Source organism: Microbacterium plantarum, from assembly GCF_035231185.1.
In the GTDB taxonomy this organism is placed as follows: domain Bacteria; phylum Actinomycetota; class Actinomycetes; order Actinomycetales; family Microbacteriaceae; genus Microbacterium; species Microbacterium plantarum.
Genome location: NZ_CP141117.1, coordinates 2,703,092 through 2,721,945, shown reverse-complemented (window position 1 = coordinate 2,721,945; position 18,854 = coordinate 2,703,092). Strand labels below are relative to the sequence as shown.

The following is an 18,854-nucleotide window of genomic DNA, read 5'->3' as shown; positions in this document are numbered from 1 at the left end:
GCCAACGTCCCCCTAGACTCGGAGTTGGCACTCTCAGGGTGAGATTGCCAACAAGTCTTGTCGAAGAAAGAGGTAGACCGTGTCGGTTTCCATCAAGCCGCTCGAGGACCGCATCGTCATCAAGCAGGTCGAGGCCGAGCAGACCACTGCGAGTGGTCTGGTCATCCCCGACACCGCCAAGGAGAAGCCCCAGGAGGGCGAGGTCGTGGCGGTCGGCCCCGGCCGCATCGATGACAACGGCAACCGTGTTCCGCTCGACGTCGCCGTCGGCGACCGCGTGATCTACAGCAAGTACGGCGGAACCGAGGTCAAGTTCGGCGCTGACGAGTTCCTCGTGCTCTCGGCGCGCGACGTCCTCGCCGTCGTCGTCCGCTGACGCAGAGCTCTTCCACGAAGGCCCGGGTGCATCGCATCCGGGCCTTCGTCATGGCAGGCGTGCGGCGGCGGATGGCAGTCCGTCGTGACCTCGCCGTGTCATGACCGTCCTATGCTTGGCTCGTGACACCCCTCGATCCCGCCCGTGAACGCTCGCTCGGCGGGATCTACGCTTTCTCGGCCTACGTGCTCTGGGGCTTCATGCCCCTCTACTTCCTCACGCTCGCCCCGATGGGGCCGTTCGAGGTCGTGTCGTGGCGCATCCTGTTCTCGCTGGTGTTCTGCGCGATCCTCCTCACGGTGCTCCGGGCCTGGGGCAAGCTGATCGCGATCCTGCGCACGCCGCGCCTGGTGCTGTGGACCATCGTGGCTGGGCTGCTCATCTACGTGAACTGGCAGGTCTTCCTCATCAGCACCCTCACGGGGCACGTGATCGAGGGGAGCCTCGGGTACTTCATCAACCCGATCGTCACGGTGCTCCTCGGCGTCCTCGTCCTGAAGGAGCGGCTGCGGGTGGCCCAGTGGGTCGCGATCGGCATCGCCGCCGTCGCGGTCGGCGTCATCGTCATCGGCTACGGGGCCTTCCCGTGGATCGCCCTGACCCTCGCCGCGAGCTTCGGCACCTACGGACTGGTCAAGAAGCAGATCGGGCCCTTGGTCGACGCCGTCAGCGGCCTGACCCTCGAGTCGCTCTGGCTGGCGCCCGTCGCGATCGTGCAGGCGATCATCGTCGCGGTCACCGGCGGGCTCGTGTTCGGCTCGGTCAGCCCCGGCCACACCGCGCTGGTGACCCTCGCCGGGATCGTCACCGCCGTGCCCCTGCTCTTCTTCGCCGCCGGCGCCCGTCGCAGCAGCCTCACGGTCATCGGCCTGCTGCAGTTCGTCGCGCCGATCCTGCAGTTCATCACGGGAGCCTGGATCCTCGGCGAGCCGATGCCTCTCGAGCGCTGGATCGGCTTCGGGCTCGTCTGGCTCGCCCTCGTCGTGCTCAGCGTCGACTCGCTGCGCGCCGCTCGTCGTCCGAAACGCGTCGACGAGGCATCCGACGTCGCCCCCGTCGTCTGACGTGGCACCGGTCCCACCCGCGTCATCGCGCGGGATGCGGCGGGCCGGAAGTAACGATTAGGTCGCGTAACAGACCGTTAACACATCGCAACATCCCTGATGCAGCGGCACCACTAGGTTTGACCCAACCTCGCGGGGCTTCGGTGCCGCGTTCCCACTCATCAAGGAGCACAATGGGCGTTCTCACCCGTTCCCGCACCGCGAAGGTCCTCGGCGGTATCGCCGTGATCGGCGCGAGTGCCCTCGTCCTCGCAGGCTGTGCCGGAGGCAGCGAACCGGCTGCATCGGGTGACGCCGAAGGGAACTCCTCGGCCGATTTCCCCATCGACTGCGAAGCGGCCGAGCCCGCGTCGTACACCCCCGAGTACACCTCGACCTCCACCGGTCCCGGCACCGACCTCACCTACACGATCGGCACGGCTCTGCCCGTGACCGGCAACCTCGCCTTCCTCGGCCCGCCCGAGATCTCGGCGACCGAGTTCGCCGCATCCGAGATCAACGCCGCGGGCAAGGGCATCACGATCGACCTCAAGCAGGGCGACTCGGGTGACACCGACAACAAGGCGTACGAGACGGAGATCCCGCGACTGCTGGGCGAAGGCGCCACGGCGATCATCGGCGCGGCGTCCTCGGGCACGTCGCTGCAGTTCATCGACCAGGTCATCGCCGCCAACGCCATCCAGTTCTCGCCGGCGAACACCTCGGCCGCCTTCACCGGCTACGAGGACAAGGGTCTCTACTGGCGCACCGCTCCCTCGGACGTCCTGCAGGGCGAGGTGCTCGGCAACCTGATCGGCGCCGACGGCAACGAGACGCTCGGCATGATCGTCCTCAACGACGCCTACGGCACCGGCCTCGCGTGCTTTACCAAGGCCGCCTTCGAGGCTGCCGGCGGCGAGGTCGTCGCGACCTCGCTCTACAACACCGGTGACACGAACTTCTCGGCCCAGGTCGAGGACGTGCTCGCAGCCGGCCCGGACGCGATCGCCCTGATCACGTTCGAAGAGGTCAAGACGATCATCCCCGAGCTGATCGGTGCCGAGGTGGCCCCCGAGCAGCTGTACCTCGTCGACGGGAACCTGGCGAACTTCGGCGACGACTTCGAAGCCGGCACCATGGCCGGCGCGAAGGGCACCTACCCCGCCGTCGACCCCGCGTCGATCGCAACCTTCCGCGACAACCTGCAGGCGTTCTGGACCGGTGCCGGCAACGCCGAGCTGCAGGACTTCACCTACGGGCCGGAGTCGTATGACGCCGTCGTGCTGCTGGCCCTCGCGGCGCTGCAGGCCGGATCGACGGCCGGCCCCGACGTCGCCGCGAACCTGCAGGCGGTCTCCGGCGGCTCGGGCGAAGGCACGAAGTGCACGACCTTCGCGGAGTGCGCCGACCTGATCATCGCCGGTGAGGCCGCGGACTACGACGGTGTCTCGGGCCCGATCACCTTCAACGAGGTGGGCGACCCGACGGAGGCATCCATCGGCGTCTTCGAGTACGGCGACGACAACAACTACGAGTTCGTCCGCGTCGGCTGATCCCCGCGCACGAGGGCCCCGGTCTCCTGACCGGGGCCCTTCGTCGTGCGCGCCGTGGGGCGGGCTCGGGGTGTGGGTTGGCAGTTGGTGCCCGCTCCTGGCGCGTGTGTGGGCGCGAGCTGCCAGGTGAGCGCTGGGTGGGCTCGCGCTCGCGCGTGAGTTGGCAGTTGGTGCCCGCTCCTGGCGCGTGTGTGGGCGCGAGCTGCCAGGTGAAGCGCGGGGTCAGTTCGGGGGAGACCACCCGCGGCGCCGAAGGGGCACCGCGCACGAGCGCCACCGCCGCGGAGCCGGTGGGGCGGATGTGCGCGGACGTGAGCCTCACGACCTCGAAGCCGAGAGCGACGTAGGCGGTGTGCTTCTCGATGTCGCGCGCCCACTGGCTCCGCGATGTGCGATGGTGGTCGCCCTCGACCTCGGCGATGACGCGGTACTCGGGCCAGACGGCATCCGCGATCCCCGCCAGCCGCCCCGAGCCATCGCGGATCTCCCGGTCGAGCAGCGGCTCGGGCAGCCCCGCCGCGACGACGGCGAGCCGGAAGTCGGTCTCCAGCGGAGACATCGCCCCCTCGCGGACCAGGCTCAACGCTTTGACGAGCTTCGCGGAACCGACGCGCCTCCCGGAGGCGACCACCTCGGCGAGCTCATCCACCGTGCACAGCCGCGCCTCGGGGCGGCGCCGGCCACGATCGCCGCGCGGCACCCGCACGAGCGCGTCGCCGATCCGCACCAGCTCGCGGACGCCGGCGTCCCGCCCGAGCATTGCCCACGTCGACGCCGGTGACGACAGCCGCAGGCCCCCGAGAGTCCTCACCTCGACGTGCGTCGGCGCGAGCTGACGTCCGCGGATGCCGCGCCGCCGCGGCGCGCGTTCCGGCGCGACGACCCCGACCTCGAGCTCACCGGAGGGCAGAGCACCCGTTCCCCACAGCACCGCGGCTGTGCGCCCGCAGTAGAAGGCGTGTCCGCTCATGATCTGGGCATACGCCCGCGCGCGGTCGAGCACCCGCTGCCGCGCAGCGTGATCCTCGGCGAGCGGGCCGGTCGCCGCGGCCTCCCCGGCTCCCGCTCTCCGGCGCACCCCGCGGAACGGGATGTCGAGATCCAGGGCACGCAGACGCTTGAGCGATACGCCCGCGGCCGACGCATCGGCGCACGAGAACGCTTCGCCGAGGGCGTCAGGCAGAGGTTCCGGGAGTCGCGGCATCCCCCCGATTCTCCCGGTGTAGTCCGCCCCGCGGGGCTCAACGCCCACGCCTTGTGCGTCGCCCGCGCGCATCTCTCGCGGGGGAGGAATCGCCCCGAACCAGGCGAAGCCAGGCGAAGCGGGCTCAGGTCCCCAGCGTGCCGAGGTACAGGCCGATGACCTTGGGGTCGTTGAGCAGCTCACGGCCGGTGCCCGTGTAGGCGTCGCGGCCCTGATCGAGGACGTAGCCCCGGTCGCAGATCTGCAGGCAGCGTCGGGCGTTCTGCTCGACCATGATCGTCGTCACGCCGGCCTTGTTGATCTCCGACACCCGCAGGAACGCCTCGTCCTGGCGCGACGGCGACAGCCCCGCGGAGGGCTCGTCGAGCAGCAGCACGTAGGGATCCATCATCAGCGCGCGCCCCATCGCGACCATCTGGCGCTCGCCGCCCGACAGCGATCCGGCCCGCTGCTGCAGGCGCTTGGCGAGGTCGGGGAAGATGGATGTCACGAAGTCGGTGCGCTCCGCGACGACCTTCGGTCGCTGATACGCCCCCATCTGCAGGTTCTCCGCGATCGTCAGGCTCGGGAAGACGTTGTTCGTCTGCGGCACGAAGCCGACGCCCTTCGACACGAGCTTGTTGGCACGCAGCCCGGTGATCTCCTCGCCGTTCAGCTTCACCGAGCCGGAGCGCACCTTCACCTGCCCGAAGATGGCCTTGAGCATCGTGGACTTGCCGGCGCCGTTGGGGCCGATGATCCCGACGAGCTCGCCGGGAGCCGCGGTGAGGTTCGCGCCGTTGAGGATGTTCACCCCGGGCAGATAGCCAGCGTGCACATCCGACAGCTCGACGACGTTCTCGGTCACTTGCGGTCCCCATCCTTCTCGGCATCCACGGCGCCTGCCGCATCCGTCGTGCCCGCGGCATCCGTCGTCGGCGCCTCGTCGATCGCCTGGTCGAGCTCGTGAACCGTCTCGACGAGCTCTTCCGCCTCGGGCGGCAGTTCGCCGGCGTGCCGGCCCGTCACGACGCCGAGGTCGACGTCCTGGTGTGCGCCGAGGTAGGCGTCGATCACCGCGGGGTTCTGCATCACGGTGTCGGGCGGGCCCTCGGCGACGACGCGTCCTTCGGCCATCACGACGACCCAGTCGGCGATGTGACGCACCATGTGCATGTCGTGCTCGACGAACACGACGGTCATGCCGAGGTCCTTCAGGTCGAGGATGTGGTCGAGCAGCGACTGCGTCAACGCGGGGTTCACGCCGGCCATCGGCTCATCCAGCATGACGAGCACGGGGTCGCTCATGAGAGCGCGGGCCATCTCGAGGAGCTTGCGCTGTCCGCCCGAGAGCGACGCGGCGAAGTCCTTCTCCTTGGCGTCGAGCTTGAAGCGGGCGAGCAGACCGCGCGCCTTCTCCTCGATCTCGGCCTCCTGCTTGCGCCAGAGGAAGGGCAGGATGCCGGCGAGGATCCCCTCGCCCTTCTGCTTCGGAGCGCCGAGCTTCATGTTCTCGAGCACCGTGAGCAGGCCGAGCGACTTCGTCAGCTGGAACGTGCGCACCTGACCCATGCGAGCGGCCTTGAAGGCGGGGATGCCGGCGAGGTTGGTCCCATCGAACGACCACGACCCCGCGTTGGGCTTGTCGAAGCCGGTCAGCAGGTTGAACAGGGTCGTCTTGCCGGCACCGTTCGGGCCGATGAGGGCCGTGATCGCGCCGCGCGGGATCTCGAGGTGCTCGACGTCGACGGCGGTCAGGCCGCCGAAGACGCGCTTGACGCCGTCGGCGACGATGATCGGGTCGTTCTTCGCGACGCCGGGGCGGACCTCGCCGCTGCCGTCGTCTTTGTGCAGGCCGGTCGCCTTGGGGCGCGGCGTCGGGGGTACGACATCAGCGGACAAAGGTCAGCTCCTTCTTGCTTCCGAGGATGCCCTGCGGGCGGAAGATCACCAGCAGCATGAGCGCGACGCCGACCAGCACGAACACGAGCATCTGGCTCTGCTCGGTGGTCAGGAACGGCAGCCAGCCGATGTTGACGAGGGCCGGCAGCAGGTTCGACAGGAACGCGCGCACCACCCAGAACAGCACGGCGCCGAGCACCGGGCCGAAGATGGTGGCCGCGCCGCCGAGCAGCAGCGCCGTCCAGACGTAGAACGTCTGCGAGGTGACGTAGACGTTCGGGTTGACGTTGGTGCCCATGGCGGTGACGATGCCGCCGGCCGCGATAATGACACCGCCGACGATGAGCGCCTGCATCTTGAAGGCGAAGACGTTCTTGCCGAGCGAGCGCACGGCGTCCTCGTCCTCGCGGATGCCGCGGATGACGCGCCCCCAGGGGCTGCTCATGAGCAGCCAGACGAGGGCGACGACGATCGCGATCGTGATCAATCCGACGATAATGACCCACCACTGGTCGGACTGGTACGTCCACGGCCCGAAGCCCCACCGTCCGGGCGGAAGCGGGTTGCTGGCGCGGAACCCGGCCTGGAAGCCCGAGAGGCCGTCGGCCGATCCCGTCTGGTTGCGGAACGCCGACGTGAGGAAGAGCAGGCGCAGCACCTCGGCGGCCGCGATCGTCACGATGGCGAGGTAATCGCCGCGCAGCCGCAGGGTCGGGATGCCCATCACGAGCGCGAAGACCACGGCGGCGATGAGACCGATGAGCGCCGCCACCGGCCAGGCGAGGCCGAAGGTGAGGATCGAGATCGCGAACCCGTAGGCGCCGATCGCCATGAAGCCCGCGACGCCCATGTTGAGCAGGCCCGCGAAGCCGAAGTGAACCGACAGGCCGATGGCGGCGAGGATGTACCCGAGGGTCGCCGGGGCGAGGATCTGCGCCGCGGTGTTGCTGAGGATCTGAAGGAAGTTCACGATGCCTATCCGATTCGCTCTCGGCGCCCGAGGAGACCCTGCGGGCGGAACAGCAGGATGACGATCAGCACGACCAGCGCGCCGACGTACTTGAGGTCGGAGGGGATCCACAGCGTCGAGACCTCGACGAGGAGCCCCACGATGATGGCGCCCACGAGCGCACCGAACGCGGTTCCGAGGCCGCCGAGCGTGACGGCGGCGAAGATGAGCAGCAGGATGCTGGTGCCCATGTCCCACTTGATGCCCGGACGGAAGTAGGCCCACAGCACACCCGACAGGCCGGCGAGCGCCGCGGCGACGACCCACACGACCCGGACCACCGCATCGACGTCGATGCCGCTGGCGGCGGCGAGCGAGGGGTTGTCCGACACGGCCCGCGTGGCGCGGCCGATGCGCGTGCGCATGAGCCACCACGCGAAGCCGGCGATGACCACGAGCGAGACGCCCATGCTGATCACGTCGGTGAGGGTGAGGCGGATGGGGCCGAGCCCGGGGATGACCGAGGTCGAGCCGCCGGGGAGCTGGGCCGTCCCGCCGCCGACGAACATCTGGAAGATGTAGCGCAGCGCGAGCGAGAGACCGATCGAGACGATCATGAGCTGCACGGTGCCGAGGCCGCGGCGTCGCAGCGGCCGCCAGAGGCCGGCATCCATCGTCAGGCCGAACAGCGCCGAGACGGCGACCGCCAACGGGATCGCGATCCAGATCGGCAGGCTGAACCCGGCCGAGAAGAGCAGCGCGGCGAGCGCTCCGAAGGTGACCATCTCGCCGTGCGCGAAGTTCGACAGGCCCGTCGTGCCGAACACGAGCGAGAGCCCGATCGCGGCGAGGGCCAGCATGAGGCCGAAGTTCAGGCCGTTGACGGCGCGGGAGAGCAGCTGGTCGACGAAGCTCGTCGTCTGCCGCTCGGCCGCCTCGAGCGTGAAGTTGCGCGTGATCGTGCTGGTCGCGCCGAACTCCACCTCGAGCGTCGACTCGAAGCCCTCCGGGACGGTCACCCCCGAGGGGAGGCTGTCCTCGACGAGTTCGACGGTGTACGCGACATCCTTCGTCGGAACGCCGATCGAGAAGCTGCCTCTCTCGTTCGTCTCGCCTTCGGCTTCGAAGTCGCCGCCGGTCACGACGATGGTGGCACCCTCGACGGGTTCACCACCGGTGCGGACGTTGCCCGCGATCGTGAAGGGCAACGACTCGGCGTCGTCTCCTGCGGCCATGGCGGGGGAGGCGATGCACAGGAACGCCACGACGGCCAGGAGGCCGGCGATCAACGTCGAGAACATGCGCCTCGGGCGACGAGCAGCGCGCGTCATCGAAGTGATCGCCACTGGCACCTCCTGAGATAAGTGGACGAACGCCGAGAGGTACCGGTTCTGCTGGTGGCTTCGGCGACACCTGAACGTATGCGCTGATTGTTGCTTGCGTGTTTCCGGTGCGCAACAACGAATGCGGTGTGTCGTTTCGCGGATCTCGGGCGAGGGAATGCCGCGCGGCGCCGGGCGCTTAGAATCGTTGAGACTTCCAAGGAGTGCGCATGAGCGACTACAACGACCCGTTCGGATTCGTCGGCCTCACCTACGACGATGTCCTGCTCCTGCCGGGGCACACCGACGTCATCCCGTCCGAGGCCGATACGTCGTCGCGCGTGACGCGGCGCATCACCGTGGCCACCCCGCTGCTGTCGGCCGCGATGGACACCGTCACCGAGGCGCGCCTCGCGATCGCGATCGCGCGTGAGGGCGGCATCGGCATCATCCACCGCAACCTCTCCATCGAGGAGCAGGCGGCGATGGTCGACCGGGTCAAGCGCAGCGAGTCGGGCATGATCACCGACCCGATCACGACGACCCCCGACGCGACGATCGAAGAGGTCGACGCGCTCTGCGGGCAGTACCGCATCTCGGGCCTGCCGGTCGTCGACGACGAGGGGCACCTGCTCGGCATCGTCACGAACCGCGACATGCGCTTCGTCTCGGGCTTCGAGCGGCAGACCACCAAGGTGCGCGACGTCATGACGAGCGAGAACCTCGTCACCGGTCGCGTCGGCATCGGGGCGAACGAGGTCATCGCACTCTTCGCCCACCATCGCGTCGAGAAGCTCCCCCTCCTCGACGAGGAGGGCAAGCTCGCCGGTCTCATCACGATCAAGGACTTCGACAAGAGCGAGAAGTACCCCCTCGCGACGAAGGACGACCAGGGGCGCCTGCGCGTCGGCGCGGCCATCGGCTTCTTCGGCGACGCGTGGCAGCGGGCCGAGGCTCTCCGCGACGCCGGCGTCGACGTGATCGTCGTCGACACCGCGAACGGGCAGTCCGCGGGCGTCATCGACATGGTCAAGCGCCTGAAGGCGGATGCATCCTTCGAGCACATCGACGTCATCGGCGGCAACGTCGCGACCCGCGAGGGTGCGCAGGCGCTCATCGACGCGGGTGTGGATGCCGTCAAGGTCGGCGTCGGTCCGGGCTCGATCTGCACCACGCGCGTCGTCGCGGGTGTCGGCGTGCCCCAGGTCACCGCGATCTACGAGGCGTCGCTGGCCGCGCGCGAAGCCGGCATCCCGATCATCGCCGACGGCGGTCTGCAGTACTCGGGTGACATCGCCAAGGCCCTCGTCGCCGGCGCCGACTCGGTCATGCTCGGGTCGCTGCTCGCCGGAACCGACGAGTCGCCGGGCGAGATCGTCTTCCAGGGCGGCAAGCAGTTCAAGCAGTACCGCGGCATGGGGTCGCTCGGCGCGCTGCAGACCCGCGGCAAGAAGACTTCGTACTCGAAGGACCGGTACTTCCAGGCCGACGTCCCGAGCGACGACAAGCTCATCCCCGAGGGCATCGAGGGTCAGGTCGCCTACCGCGGCCCCGTGTCGGCCGTGGCCTACCAGCTCATCGGCGGCCTGCGTCAGTCGATGTTCTACGTGGGCGCGCGCACCGTCGAAGAGTTGAAGGCTCGCGGCAAGTTCGTGCGCATCACCTCGGCCGGGCTCAAGGAGTCGCACCCCCACGACGTCCAGATCGTGGTGGAGGCCCCGAACTACAAGCGCTGATCCGCGCACGCCTGCGCGCGAAGCTCGGAGATTCTGACGAAGGTCGGATCGATCGCTCCAGATCGTCCGACCTTCGTCGCATTCTCCGAGGCGCGACCGGTATGGGTCCTCCTCCCCAGGGCGAGAGGGCTGAGGGGTTTCCCCAGAACCGGGGAGGGATGCCGCGGGGCCGCGGCGCCGCACAAGGATGACGGGATGCCTCGCCGTTCCACAGCATCCGATGTCACCCGATGGGTCGAGGGCGCCGGTGGCATCGCGCACCGCAGTGAGGTGCTCGCCGCGGGGTTCTCCGTGCGGTTGATCCGCGACGCGGTCGCTTCGGGCGGCTTGCGGATGGTTCGCCGCGCCTGGTGCGTTTCTGCAGGGGCACCGGGAGACCTCCGTGCGGCGGCATCCGCCGGCGGAAGACTGACCTGCGTCTCGCTCGCGCGGCGGCGCGGGTGGTGGGTGCCCGACGATATCTCGTCGAAGCATCACGTGCACCTTGTGCCGCACGCGTCGTCCGCGGGGATCGACGCCGACATCATGGTGCATTGGACCCGCCCGCTCTGCCCGGTGGCGCGGACTGATCTGCAAGCCGGCATCGAGGATGCGCTTGGCCACATCGCCCAGTGCCTGCCGCGGGAGGACGCGCTCGTGGTGTGGGAGTCGGCCGCCCGCACCGAGGCTCTCGCGCCCGAGACCCTCCGGGCTGTGCCGTGGCCGGCGGTCGCGGCGCGCGAGCTCGCCGGCGCGGTCACGGGGTTGTCTGACTCCGGCCTCGAAACCTTGGTCTTCGCGCCGCTGCGTGCACGCGGGATCTCTGTCGTGCAGCAGGCGAAGGTCGCCGGTCGATTCGTCGACGGCCTCATTGGCGAGGCGCTGGTCGTTCAGGTCGACGGATTCGCGTTCCACGCCTCGAGTGCGCAGCGCACCGCAGACGTCGCCCACGACACCGAGCTGCGGCTGCGCGGCTACACGGTGCTGCGCTTCACCTACCGGCAGGTCGTGCATGAGCGGGCCGCCGTCCAGCGCACCCTCCAGCGTGCCCTCGCCCAACGGCTCCACCTGCGGCAGTAAGTGGGCTTGCGCGGGGACCGCCCGTGAACTTCGGAGAGTTTCGTCAGTATCGGAGCGATCGAGCCGATCGGTCCGAGTTTCGCGTCATTCTCCGAACTTCGCGCAGCCCGCCGGACCCGGACTCACCCCGCCGGCAGCCGGAAGGGCGCGGCTGCGCGCGCCGTCGCATCCAGCGCGAGGTCGGCCAGAGTGGCGCCGACACCGGGCGCGAACTTGAAGCCGTGGCCCGAGAATCCCGCGCCCACCACCACCGAGCCGACGCGATCCAGCACGAAGGCGCTGTCGTCGGTCGAGGTGTAGGTGCACGACAGGTGCACGGCGGATTCGGGGTCGAGCCCCGGCATCCATTCCCGCACGTACTCGACGAGCGTCTCGTGGTGCGTAACCCGGTGCGGGCGCGCATCGGGATCGACGACGTCCCCGACGCGGTGGAACCCGACCTTGACCCCTTCGTCCGGCGTCGGCATCCCGTACACCGGTGCCGGGTAGCGCGCGGGGTCGAGCCGATGGTTGAACGAGGGCCAGGGACCGGTCGTCGAAGCGAAATGCGCCGGGGTCTCCTCCGTCACCGTGAGGCGGGGCAAGCGGATGCCGGGCAGCAGACCCTCGGTCCAAGCTCCGACCGTCGCGACGACGACATCCGCGTCGATCTCGCCGCCGCTCGCCAGCCGCACTCGCGCGCCGCGCTCGCCGAGATCCTCGACGCCGGCGACAGGCGCACCCCAGCGCACCTCGCCGCCGCAGCCTCGCACGCGGCGCTCCAGCTCGAGCATCGCCGCCGACCCCCGCGCCACGCCGGCGTCCGACGAGTACAGGACGTCGGTCTCGAATCGCATCCCCGGCCACCGCGCGCCCGCCTCCACGGCAGACAGCATCTCCGCGGGGATGCCGCGCGCGCCGAGGCTCCGCGCGATCGTCTCGAGCCCGTCGCCGTCGTCGGCGCCGCCGCCGAGGTCGCTGCCGACGCCGTGCGTCACCAGCCCGTGCCGTCGCAGCAGCGGCTCCCCGTCGACCTCGCCGAGAGCGTCCCACCCGTCGCGGGCCCGCTGCAGCAGATCGAGGTAGTGCGCGTCGGCGTAGGCGTTGTTGAAGTTGCGGGTCGCGCCGTGCGACGCGCCGTGGGTGTGCCCCCGCCCGAAGCGCTCGAGGACGAGGGGGCGCTCACCCCGGCGGACGAGGGCCCACGCGGTGGCGAGGCCCATGATGCCCGCGCCGACGATCACGATGCGTGTCATGCCGCCAGCATCCCACTCGCCGCGGTCCGGGCGCGCGCACGAGCGCGCCCCGGCGTGCGATAGCCTGGTCGGCTCCGCAGTGGAGCGGAAAGGCCCGGTCCACGATGGGATCGCTCGACATACAGGGTGTCTCGTACACCCTCCCCGACGGCAGGCCGCTGCTCGACGAGGTCACGTTCCGCGTCGGCGCGGGTTCGACGACCGCGCTGATCGGGCAGAACGGCGCGGGAAAGACGACGCTGCTGCGCATCATCCGAGGGGATGCCGCGGCCCACGGCGGTGTCGTCCAGATCGACGGCGGCCTCGGGGTCATGGACCAGTTCGTGGGGCACGGCGGCGCCGGTGAGACCGTCCACGACCTGCTGATCTCGGTCGCGCCCGATCGTGTCCGTCGTGCGGCCCGTGAGCTGGATGACGCCGAGAACGCCGTCATCGCGTCCGACGAGCTCGACACCCAGATGCGCTACGCCGCCGCGATCGCCGACTACGCCGACGCGGGCGGCTACGAGTACGAGACGGTGTGGGACACCTGCACGACGGCGGCCCTCGGTGTGCCGTTCGAGCGGGCGCGCTACCGCGAGCTGACGACGCTCTCGGGCGGCGAGCAGAAGCGGCTCGCTCTCGAGGCACTGCTCCGCGGGCCCGACGAGGTGCTGCTCCTCGACGAGCCCGACAACTATCTCGACGTCCCGGGCAAGCGCTGGCTCGAGGACCGCCTGCGCGAGACGGCGAAGACGGTCCTGCTCGTTTCGCACGACCGCGAGCTGCTCGCCCGTGCCGCCGACCGCATCGTCACTCTCGAGGCCGGGGGAGCGGGCAGCACCGCCTGGGTCCACGGCGGGAGCTTCGAGACCTATCACCGCGCCCGCGACGACCGGATGGCCCGGCTCGACGAACTGCGCCGCCGGTGGGACGAGGAGCACGCGAAGCTGAAGAGATTCGTCGCCGATATGAAGGCGAAGGCCGCGGCCAGCGACGAGTTCGCGTCGCGATACCGCGCGGCGCAGACGCGGCTGCGCCGGTTCGAGGAGGCCGGGCCGCCCGAGGAGCGGCCGGCCGAGCAGAACCTCGAGCTGCGCCTGCGCGGCTCGCGCACCGGCAAGCGCGCGGTCGTCGCCGACGGGCTGGAACTCGTCGGCCTCATGCGGCCGTTCGACCTGGAGGTCTGGTTCGGCGACCGTGTCGCGGTGCTGGGCTCCAACGGCTCGGGCAAGTCGCACTTCCTGCGTCTCCTCGCCGCGGGCGGCACGGAGCCCGACGCCCTGCTCGGACACGTCACCGCCGTCGGCTCCGCCCTCGAGCCGGTCGAGCACGCGGGGACCGTGACGCTCGGCGCGCGGGTCGTCCCGGGCTGGTTCGCCCAGACCCACCGGCATCCGGAGTTCACCGGCCGCACGCTGCTCGAGATCCTGCATCGGGGCGACGATCGCCGAGCCGGGATGCCGCGGGATGCCGCGAGCTCGGCGCTCGACCGCTATGGGCTCGTCCGCCAGGCGGAGCAGAGCTTCGACAGCCTGTCGGGTGGTCAGCAGGCGCGGTTCCAGGTGCTGCTGCTCGAGCTGTCGGGTGCGACGCTGCTGCTGCTCGACGAGCCCACCGACAACCTCGACCTCACGTCGGCCGAGGCGCTCGAGCTCGCGCTCACCGCTTTCGAGGGCACGGTGCTCGCGGTGACCCACGACCGTTGGTTCGCTCGTTCGTTCGACCGCTTCGTCGTCTTCGGCGGCGACGGACGCGTCTACGAGTCGAATGAGCCCGTCTGGGACGAGCAGCGGGTCGCGCGCGCCCGTTGAGCGGACGGCCGGTCCGGCGGTCGTGTCCGGACCGGCCGGTAGGCTGGAGGAGTGACCATGGAGATCGAGCTCGGCCGCGCCAAGCGCGCCCGTCGGGCCTACGCGTTCGACGACATCGCTGTGGTGCCCTCGCGGCGCACCCGCAACACCGAGGACGTGTCGACCGCGTGGTCGATCGACGCCTTCCAGTTCTCGATCCCGGTGCTCGGCGCCCCGATGGACTCGGTCATGAGCCCTCGGACGGCCATCATGCTCGGTCAGCTCGGCGGACTCGGCGTGCTCGATCTCGAAGGGCTCTGGACGCGGTACGACGACCCCGAGCCGCTGCTCGCCGAGATCGCGGGGCTGCCCGACGCGTCGGCGACCCGACGCATGCAAGAGCTCTACGCCGAGCCGATCAAGCCCGAGCTCGTGCGCGACCGTCTGGCCGAGATCCGCGCGGCCGGCGTCACCGTCGCGGGCTCGCTGACCCCGCAGCGCACGCAAGAGCTGTACGAGACCGTCGTCGCCGCCGGCGTCGACCTGTTCGTCATCCGCGGCACCACGGTGTCGGCCGAGCACGTCTCGAGCGTCGACGAGCCGCTGAACCTCAAGAAGTTCATCTACGACCTCGACGTCCCGGTGATCGTCGGCGGCGCCGCGACCTACACCGCGGCCCTGCACCTCATGCGCACCGGTGCCGCGGGCGTGCTCGTGGGCTTCGGCGGCGGTGCCGCCTCGACCACGCGCGCGACGCTGGGCCTCCACGCTCCCATGGCCACGGCGGTCGCCGATGTCGCCGGGGCCCGCCGTGACTACCTCGACGAGTCGGGCGGACGGTACGTCCACGTCATCGCCGACGGCGGCGTCGGCACGTCCGGCGACATCGTCAAGGCGCTCGCCATGGGCGCCGACGCGGTCATGCTCGGCGTCGCCCTGGCGCGCGCGACGGATGCCCCCGGCCAGGGGTTCCACTGGGGCCCCGAGGCCCACCACGCTCAGCTCCCGCGCGGCCGCCGCGTCGCCGTCGAGCAGGTCGGCTCCCTCGAAGAGGTGCTCTACGGCCCGGCACCGGTGGCCGACGGCACCGCGAACCTCATCGGCGCGCTGAAGAAGTCGATGGCGACGACCGGCTACTCCGATCTCAAGGAGTTCCAGCGCGTGGAGGTCGTGGTGGCGCCGTACAGCGTGCGGTGACATGAGCTCGACCGACTCGGTTCCGCCACAGGCGTCGACGGCGGCCTTCGCGCCGACGTTGCGCGAGGTCATGCTGCGCCCGTGGTGGCTGGGCATGCTCGCGTTCGCCCTGCTCGTGGCGGCGGTCTTCGCGTGGCTCGGCCAATGGCAGCTCTCGCGCGCCGTCGACACGTCGCCCCCGCCGCCGGGTCAGACCGAGCAGGTGCGCCCGCTCGCCGACGTCGCCGAACCCGGGGAGTATCTCCCCGAGCCCCTCGTCGGTCAGCGGGTAGAGGTGAGCGGCTCGTTCGTCGCCGAGGACTTCGACGTCGTGTCGTCGCGATTCGACCGGGGTGAAGAGGGGTACTGGGTCACGGGGCAGTTGCGGGTCGATCCCGAGTCCGCGCGATCGTCGGAGCCGACCTCGCTCGCCGTCGCGGTGGGATGGACCTCGGATCGGGCCGAGGCGGATGCCGTTGCGGCAGCCCTCGACGCCGATCCGCCGCAGGATGTCGTGCTCACGGGGCGAATCATCTCCGACGAGGGGCCTGCTCTGCCCGGACGCGGGGCCGGTCCGCAGGAGATGACGCGGATGTCGCCGGCAGCTCTCCTCAGCCGCTGGCACGACACCGCGGGGCTCGACGTCTACCGCGGCTACCTCACCTCCGCGGAATCCTTCGGGGGACTCACCGCGATCCACTCGCCGGCACCCGAAGAGCGGTCGAACGTCAACTGGCTCAACATCTTCTACGCCGTGGAGTGGGCGGTCTTCGCGGGCTTCGCGTTCTACATGTGGTACCGCCTCGCCAAGGACGCGTGGGAGAAGGAGCTCGAGGACCTCGAGGACGAGCACGAGGACGCCGACGTCCCCGCAGCGGGAAGCGCGCCGTCGGGCCGCGACTAGACTGGACGCCATGCCTCGCGCCCCGAAACTCGCCACGTTCCCGGCGATCCGGAACGCTCTGCGCTTTTACCAGATCTGTTCGGTGATCACGGGTGTCGGCCTGCTGCTCCTGCTCGCGGAGATGATCCTGAAGTACACCCCGATCCACACCGAGCTCTTCGCCGGCGGCTCGGGTGGGTTGCTCTGGTTCGCGCCGGTGATCGCGGGCGCCGACTGCGAGTGGTGGTCGCTGTTCCTGCCGCAGACGAACTCGTGCGAGATGCTCTCGACGGGCGACGGGTTCAACATCTCGCTCGCGATCCTCGTGGTGCACGGTTGGTTCTACGTCGTGTACCTGTTCTCGTGCTTCCGCGTGTGGAGTCTCATGCGCTGGTCGTTCCCCCGCTTCATCCTGCTCGCGCTCGGCGGCGTCGTTCCCGCCCTGTCGTTCTTCATGGAGGCCCGCGTCGCACGCGAGGTGAGGACGTACCTCGCCGAGCGCGAAGCCGCTGAGGCAGCCGCATCCATCCCCGCCACGGAAGGCACCCGATGACCACACAGACCGAAACGTCGCAGCGTCCTGTCCTCGTCGTCGACTTCGGCGCGCAGTACGCCCAGCTCATCGCCCGCCGCGTGCGTGAGGCGGGGGTGTACAGCGAGCTCGTCCCGCACACCGCGACGGCCGAGGAGATCGCAGCGAAGGAGCCGGTGGGCATCATCCTCTCCGGTGGCCCCTCATCGGTGTACGAGCCCGGTGCCCCGGCTCTCGATCCGGGCGTGTTCGATCTCGGCGTCCCGACGCTCGGCATCTGCTACGGCTTCCAGGTGATGGCTCAGACGCTCGGCGGCGAGGTCGCCAACACCGGACTCCGCGAGTACGGCGCGACCGACGCGACCATCGTGACGGAGGGCACGCTGCTCGAGGGGCAGCCCCCCGAGCAGAACGTGTGGATGAGCCACGGCGACCAGGTCTCGCGTGCGCCGGAGGGCTTCGAGGTGCTCGCCCGGACTGCGGCGACCCCGGTGGCGGCGTTCGCCAACGACGTGCGCAAGTTCTACGGCGTGCAGTGGCACCCCGAGGTGAAGCACTCCGACCACGGGCAGAACGTGCTCGAGAACTTCCTGCACAAGGCCGCGGGACTTCCGGCGGACTGGAACAGCGGCAACGTCATCGCCGAGCAGGTCGAGCGCATCCGCCAGCAGGTGGGCTCGGGCCGGGTGATCTCGGCGCTGTCGGGCGGTGTGGACTCAGCGGTATCGACCGCGCTCGTGCACAAGGCGGTCGGCGACAAGCTGACCGCGATCTTCGTCGACCACGGGCTGCTCCGGAAGGGTGAGCGGGAACAGGTCGAGAACGACTACGTCGCGTCGACGGGAGTCCGGCTCATCACGGTCGATGCGCGCGAGCGTTTCCTCGAGGCCCTCGCCGGCGTCAGCGATCCGGAGCAGAAGCGCAAGATCATCGGCCGCGAGTTCATCCGCGCGTTCGAACAGGCCGAACGCAACCTGATGGCCGAGGCGGCCGCCGACGGGGAGCCGATCCGCTTCCTCGTGCAGGGGACGCTGTACCCGGATGTCGTGGAGTCCGGCGGCGGTGCCGGCACGGCGAACATCAAGAGTCACCACAACGTCGGCGGATTGCCCGAAGACCTGCAGTTCGAGCTGATCGAGCCGCTGCGAACCCTGTTCAAGGACGAGGTCCGTGCCATCGGGCGCGAGCTGGGTCTGCCCGAGGCCATCGTCGGGCGCCAGCCGTTTCCGGGGCCCGGCCTCGGAATCCGCATCGTGGGCGAGGTCACCGCTGATCGTCTCGAGATCCTGCGTGACGCCGACGCCATCGCGCGCGCCGAGCTGACGAAGGCGGGGCTCGATGCCGAGATCTGGCAGTGCCCCGTCGTGCTGCTCGCCGATGTCCGATCGGTGGGCGTCCAGGGGGATGGCCGCACCTACGGTCACCCGATCGTCCTCCGTCCCGTCTCGAGCGAGGACGCCATGACCGCCGACTGGACGCGGCTGCCCTACGACGTGCTGTCGAAGATCTCGAACCGCATCACGAACGAGGTCCGCGAGGTCAACCGCGTGGTGCTCGATGTCACGTCGAAGCCCCCGGGGACGATCGAGTGGGAGTGAGCGCGCGAGCGACGCTCCACAGCGAGACGGCGGATGCCGCGGCCGAACAAGCCGCGGCATCCGCCGTTTTCCGCGTCATGGCGCGGATCGCGGGCCTCCCGAGGCCGCGCGACACGCCCGGGATGTCACGCCGCTTTGCCACGATGCCGGGAGCCGCGTAACTTATTACTTGTTCGCCCCACAGGGAAGAGCGAGAAGGCCGGAAGGCCTACGCCCCCTCAAGCGGAGAACGAATCCCATCCCAAACCTCTTGCGAGAACAAGGCGCTTGCGTCTAGGATGGAACCTCCACCCCGAACAGCAGTCCTCGACTGGCGCGGAACCTCGTTCCGAAGACAGACCGAAGCGCGTCGCGGTGGGGTATGGTTGTGAAGTTGCCCTCTGGGCTGGCTGTGAGGTCAGTTGGGGGAGCGTCCGATCCTTGAGAACTCAACAGCGTGCACTTGTCAAATGCCAAATAACCTCGACTCCACTTCGGTGGGGTGAGATTCCTTTGGATCAAAGACCTTCCCTTCGGGGGAGGCAACGGATAGTCA

17 protein-coding genes are annotated in these 18,854 nt (G+C 69.7%); 11 read left to right on the top strand and 6 right to left on the bottom strand.

From position 1 onward, the window contains the following. The first annotated feature begins 79 nt into the window (after positions 1-79). From groES to VC184_RS13180, 3 genes are all read left to right on the top strand, one after another. On the top strand, positions 80-376 hold the full coding sequence (gene groES / locus VC184_RS13190) for a co-chaperone GroES (RefSeq protein WP_023954390.1): 297 nt from the start codon (positions 80-82) through the stop codon (positions 374-376). Between the two features lie 122 nt (positions 377-498). Further along, positions 499-1,440 (top strand): EamA family transporter RarD, encoded by a 942-nt coding sequence (gene rarD / locus VC184_RS13185; RefSeq protein ID WP_323986528.1) that lies wholly within the window; start codon positions 499-501, stop codon positions 1,438-1,440. Between the two features lie 173 nt (positions 1,441-1,613). After that, the gene (locus tag VC184_RS13180; protein WP_112617893.1) at positions 1,614-2,972 is read left to right on the top strand and encodes an ABC transporter substrate-binding protein; all 1,359 of its coding nucleotides are present in this window, start codon (positions 1,614-1,616) and stop codon (positions 2,970-2,972) included. Here VC184_RS13180 and VC184_RS13175 read toward each other — a convergent pair. The 5 genes from VC184_RS13175 to VC184_RS13155 all read right to left on the bottom strand — a co-directional run bounded on the left by VC184_RS13175 (position 2,884) and on the right by VC184_RS13155 (position 8,307). Further along, the gene (locus VC184_RS13175; protein WP_323986526.1) at positions 2,884-4,176 is read right to left on the bottom strand and encodes a hypothetical protein; all 1,293 of its coding nucleotides are present in this window, start codon (positions 4,174-4,176) and stop codon (positions 2,884-2,886) included. The genes VC184_RS13180 and VC184_RS13175 overlap by 89 nt on opposite strands. Before the next feature lie 124 nt (positions 4,177-4,300). Then, on the bottom strand, positions 4,301-5,023 hold the full coding sequence (locus VC184_RS13170; protein WP_091503903.1) for an ABC transporter ATP-binding protein: 723 nt from the start codon (positions 5,021-5,023) through the stop codon (positions 4,301-4,303). After that, a complete protein-coding gene (locus VC184_RS13165; RefSeq protein WP_114587620.1) occupies positions 5,020-6,057 on the bottom strand; it encodes an ABC transporter ATP-binding protein in 1,038 nt (345 codons plus the stop codon). Before VC184_RS13165 ends, VC184_RS13170 begins: the two co-directional genes overlap by 4 nt. Next, positions 6,047-7,027: a branched-chain amino acid ABC transporter permease gene (locus VC184_RS13160; protein ID WP_269268837.1), complete on the bottom strand. Its 981-nt coding sequence runs from the start codon at positions 7,025-7,027 to the stop codon at positions 6,047-6,049. The genes VC184_RS13165 and VC184_RS13160 overlap by 11 nt, the downstream gene beginning before the upstream one ends. A gap of 5 nt (positions 7,028-7,032) precedes the next feature. Next, positions 7,033-8,307 (bottom strand): branched-chain amino acid ABC transporter permease, encoded by a 1,275-nt coding sequence (locus VC184_RS13155; RefSeq protein WP_407667142.1) that lies wholly within the window; start codon positions 8,305-8,307, stop codon positions 7,033-7,035. A gap of 251 nt (positions 8,308-8,558) precedes the next feature. Between VC184_RS13155 and guaB the strand changes: the two genes are divergently transcribed. Together guaB and VC184_RS13145 are read left to right on the top strand one after the other, a co-directional pair. Further along, positions 8,559-10,064: an IMP dehydrogenase gene (gene guaB, locus VC184_RS13150; protein ID WP_094261156.1), complete on the top strand. Its 1,506-nt coding sequence runs from the start codon at positions 8,559-8,561 to the stop codon at positions 10,062-10,064. Between the two features lie 195 nt (positions 10,065-10,259). Next, the gene (locus VC184_RS13145; RefSeq protein ID WP_323986524.1) at positions 10,260-11,123 is read left to right on the top strand and encodes an endonuclease domain-containing protein; all 864 of its coding nucleotides are present in this window, start codon (positions 10,260-10,262) and stop codon (positions 11,121-11,123) included. Between the two features lie 122 nt (positions 11,124-11,245). Here VC184_RS13145 and VC184_RS13140 read toward each other — a convergent pair whose 3' ends face one another. After that, positions 11,246-12,358, bottom strand: coding sequence for an FAD-dependent oxidoreductase (locus VC184_RS13140; protein ID WP_323986523.1), 1,113 nt, complete (start codon positions 12,356-12,358; stop codon positions 11,246-11,248). A gap of 104 nt (positions 12,359-12,462) precedes the next feature. Here VC184_RS13140 and VC184_RS13135 point away from each other — a divergent pair, with 104 nt between their 5' ends. Genes VC184_RS13135 through VC184_RS13110 form a run of 6 tightly spaced genes read left to right on the top strand, consistent with a single transcriptional unit; the run spans position 12,463 to position 18,480 of the window. Then, on the top strand, positions 12,463-14,151 hold the full coding sequence (locus VC184_RS13135; RefSeq protein ID WP_274179347.1) for an ABC-F family ATP-binding cassette domain-containing protein: 1,689 nt from the start codon (positions 12,463-12,465) through the stop codon (positions 14,149-14,151). A gap of 57 nt (positions 14,152-14,208) precedes the next feature. Beyond that, positions 14,209-15,327, top strand: a complete 1,119-nt coding sequence (locus VC184_RS13130) for a GuaB3 family IMP dehydrogenase-related protein (RefSeq protein ID WP_112617902.1) — start codon at positions 14,209-14,211, stop codon at positions 15,325-15,327. Between the two features lies 1 nt (position 15,328). Then, on the top strand, positions 15,329-16,210 hold the full coding sequence (locus VC184_RS13125; RefSeq protein WP_323986521.1) for an SURF1 family protein: 882 nt from the start codon (positions 15,329-15,331) through the stop codon (positions 16,208-16,210). A gap of 10 nt (positions 16,211-16,220) precedes the next feature. Continuing rightward, positions 16,221-16,742, top strand: a complete 522-nt coding sequence (locus VC184_RS13120) for a DUF3817 domain-containing protein (RefSeq protein WP_112617903.1) — start codon at positions 16,221-16,223, stop codon at positions 16,740-16,742. After that, complete coding sequence (guaA, locus tag VC184_RS13115) at positions 16,739-18,319, top strand: glutamine-hydrolyzing GMP synthase (RefSeq protein ID WP_323986520.1); 1,581 nt, start codon at positions 16,739-16,741, stop codon at positions 18,317-18,319. The genes VC184_RS13120 and guaA overlap by 4 nt, the downstream gene beginning before the upstream one ends. Further along, positions 18,316-18,480 (top strand): hypothetical protein, encoded by a 165-nt coding sequence (locus tag VC184_RS13110; RefSeq protein ID WP_323986518.1) that lies wholly within the window; start codon positions 18,316-18,318, stop codon positions 18,478-18,480. The genes guaA and VC184_RS13110 overlap by 4 nt, the downstream gene beginning before the upstream one ends. Positions 18,481-18,854: the final 374 nt, after the last annotated feature.

Bases quoted from the DNA above. Each gene is read 5' to 3' on its own strand.
- VC184_RS13180 (WP_112617893.1), top strand. From the start codon at position 1,614: ATGGGCGTTCTCACCCGTTCCCGCACCGCGAAGGTCCTCGGCGGTATC.
- VC184_RS13175 (WP_323986526.1), bottom strand. From the start codon at position 4,176: ATGCCGCGACTCCCGGAACCTCTGCCTGACGCCCTCGGCGAAGCGTTC.
- VC184_RS13155 (WP_407667142.1), bottom strand. From the start codon at position 8,307: ATGTTCTCGACGTTGATCGCCGGCCTCCTGGCCGTCGTGGCGTTCCTG.
- guaB (WP_094261156.1), top strand. From the start codon at position 8,559: ATGAGCGACTACAACGACCCGTTCGGATTCGTCGGCCTCACCTACGAC.
- VC184_RS13145 (WP_323986524.1), top strand. From the start codon at position 10,260: ATGCCTCGCCGTTCCACAGCATCCGATGTCACCCGATGGGTCGAGGGC.
- VC184_RS13140 (WP_323986523.1), bottom strand. From the start codon at position 12,358: ATGACACGCATCGTGATCGTCGGCGCGGGCATCATGGGCCTCGCCACC.
- VC184_RS13135 (WP_274179347.1), top strand. From the start codon at position 12,463: ATGGGATCGCTCGACATACAGGGTGTCTCGTACACCCTCCCCGACGGC.
- VC184_RS13130 (WP_112617902.1), top strand. From the start codon at position 14,209: ATGGAGATCGAGCTCGGCCGCGCCAAGCGCGCCCGTCGGGCCTACGCG.
- VC184_RS13125 (WP_323986521.1), top strand. From the start codon at position 15,329: ATGAGCTCGACCGACTCGGTTCCGCCACAGGCGTCGACGGCGGCCTTC.
- VC184_RS13120 (WP_112617903.1), top strand. From the start codon at position 16,221: ATGCCTCGCGCCCCGAAACTCGCCACGTTCCCGGCGATCCGGAACGCT.
- guaA (WP_323986520.1), top strand. From the start codon at position 16,739: ATGACCACACAGACCGAAACGTCGCAGCGTCCTGTCCTCGTCGTCGAC.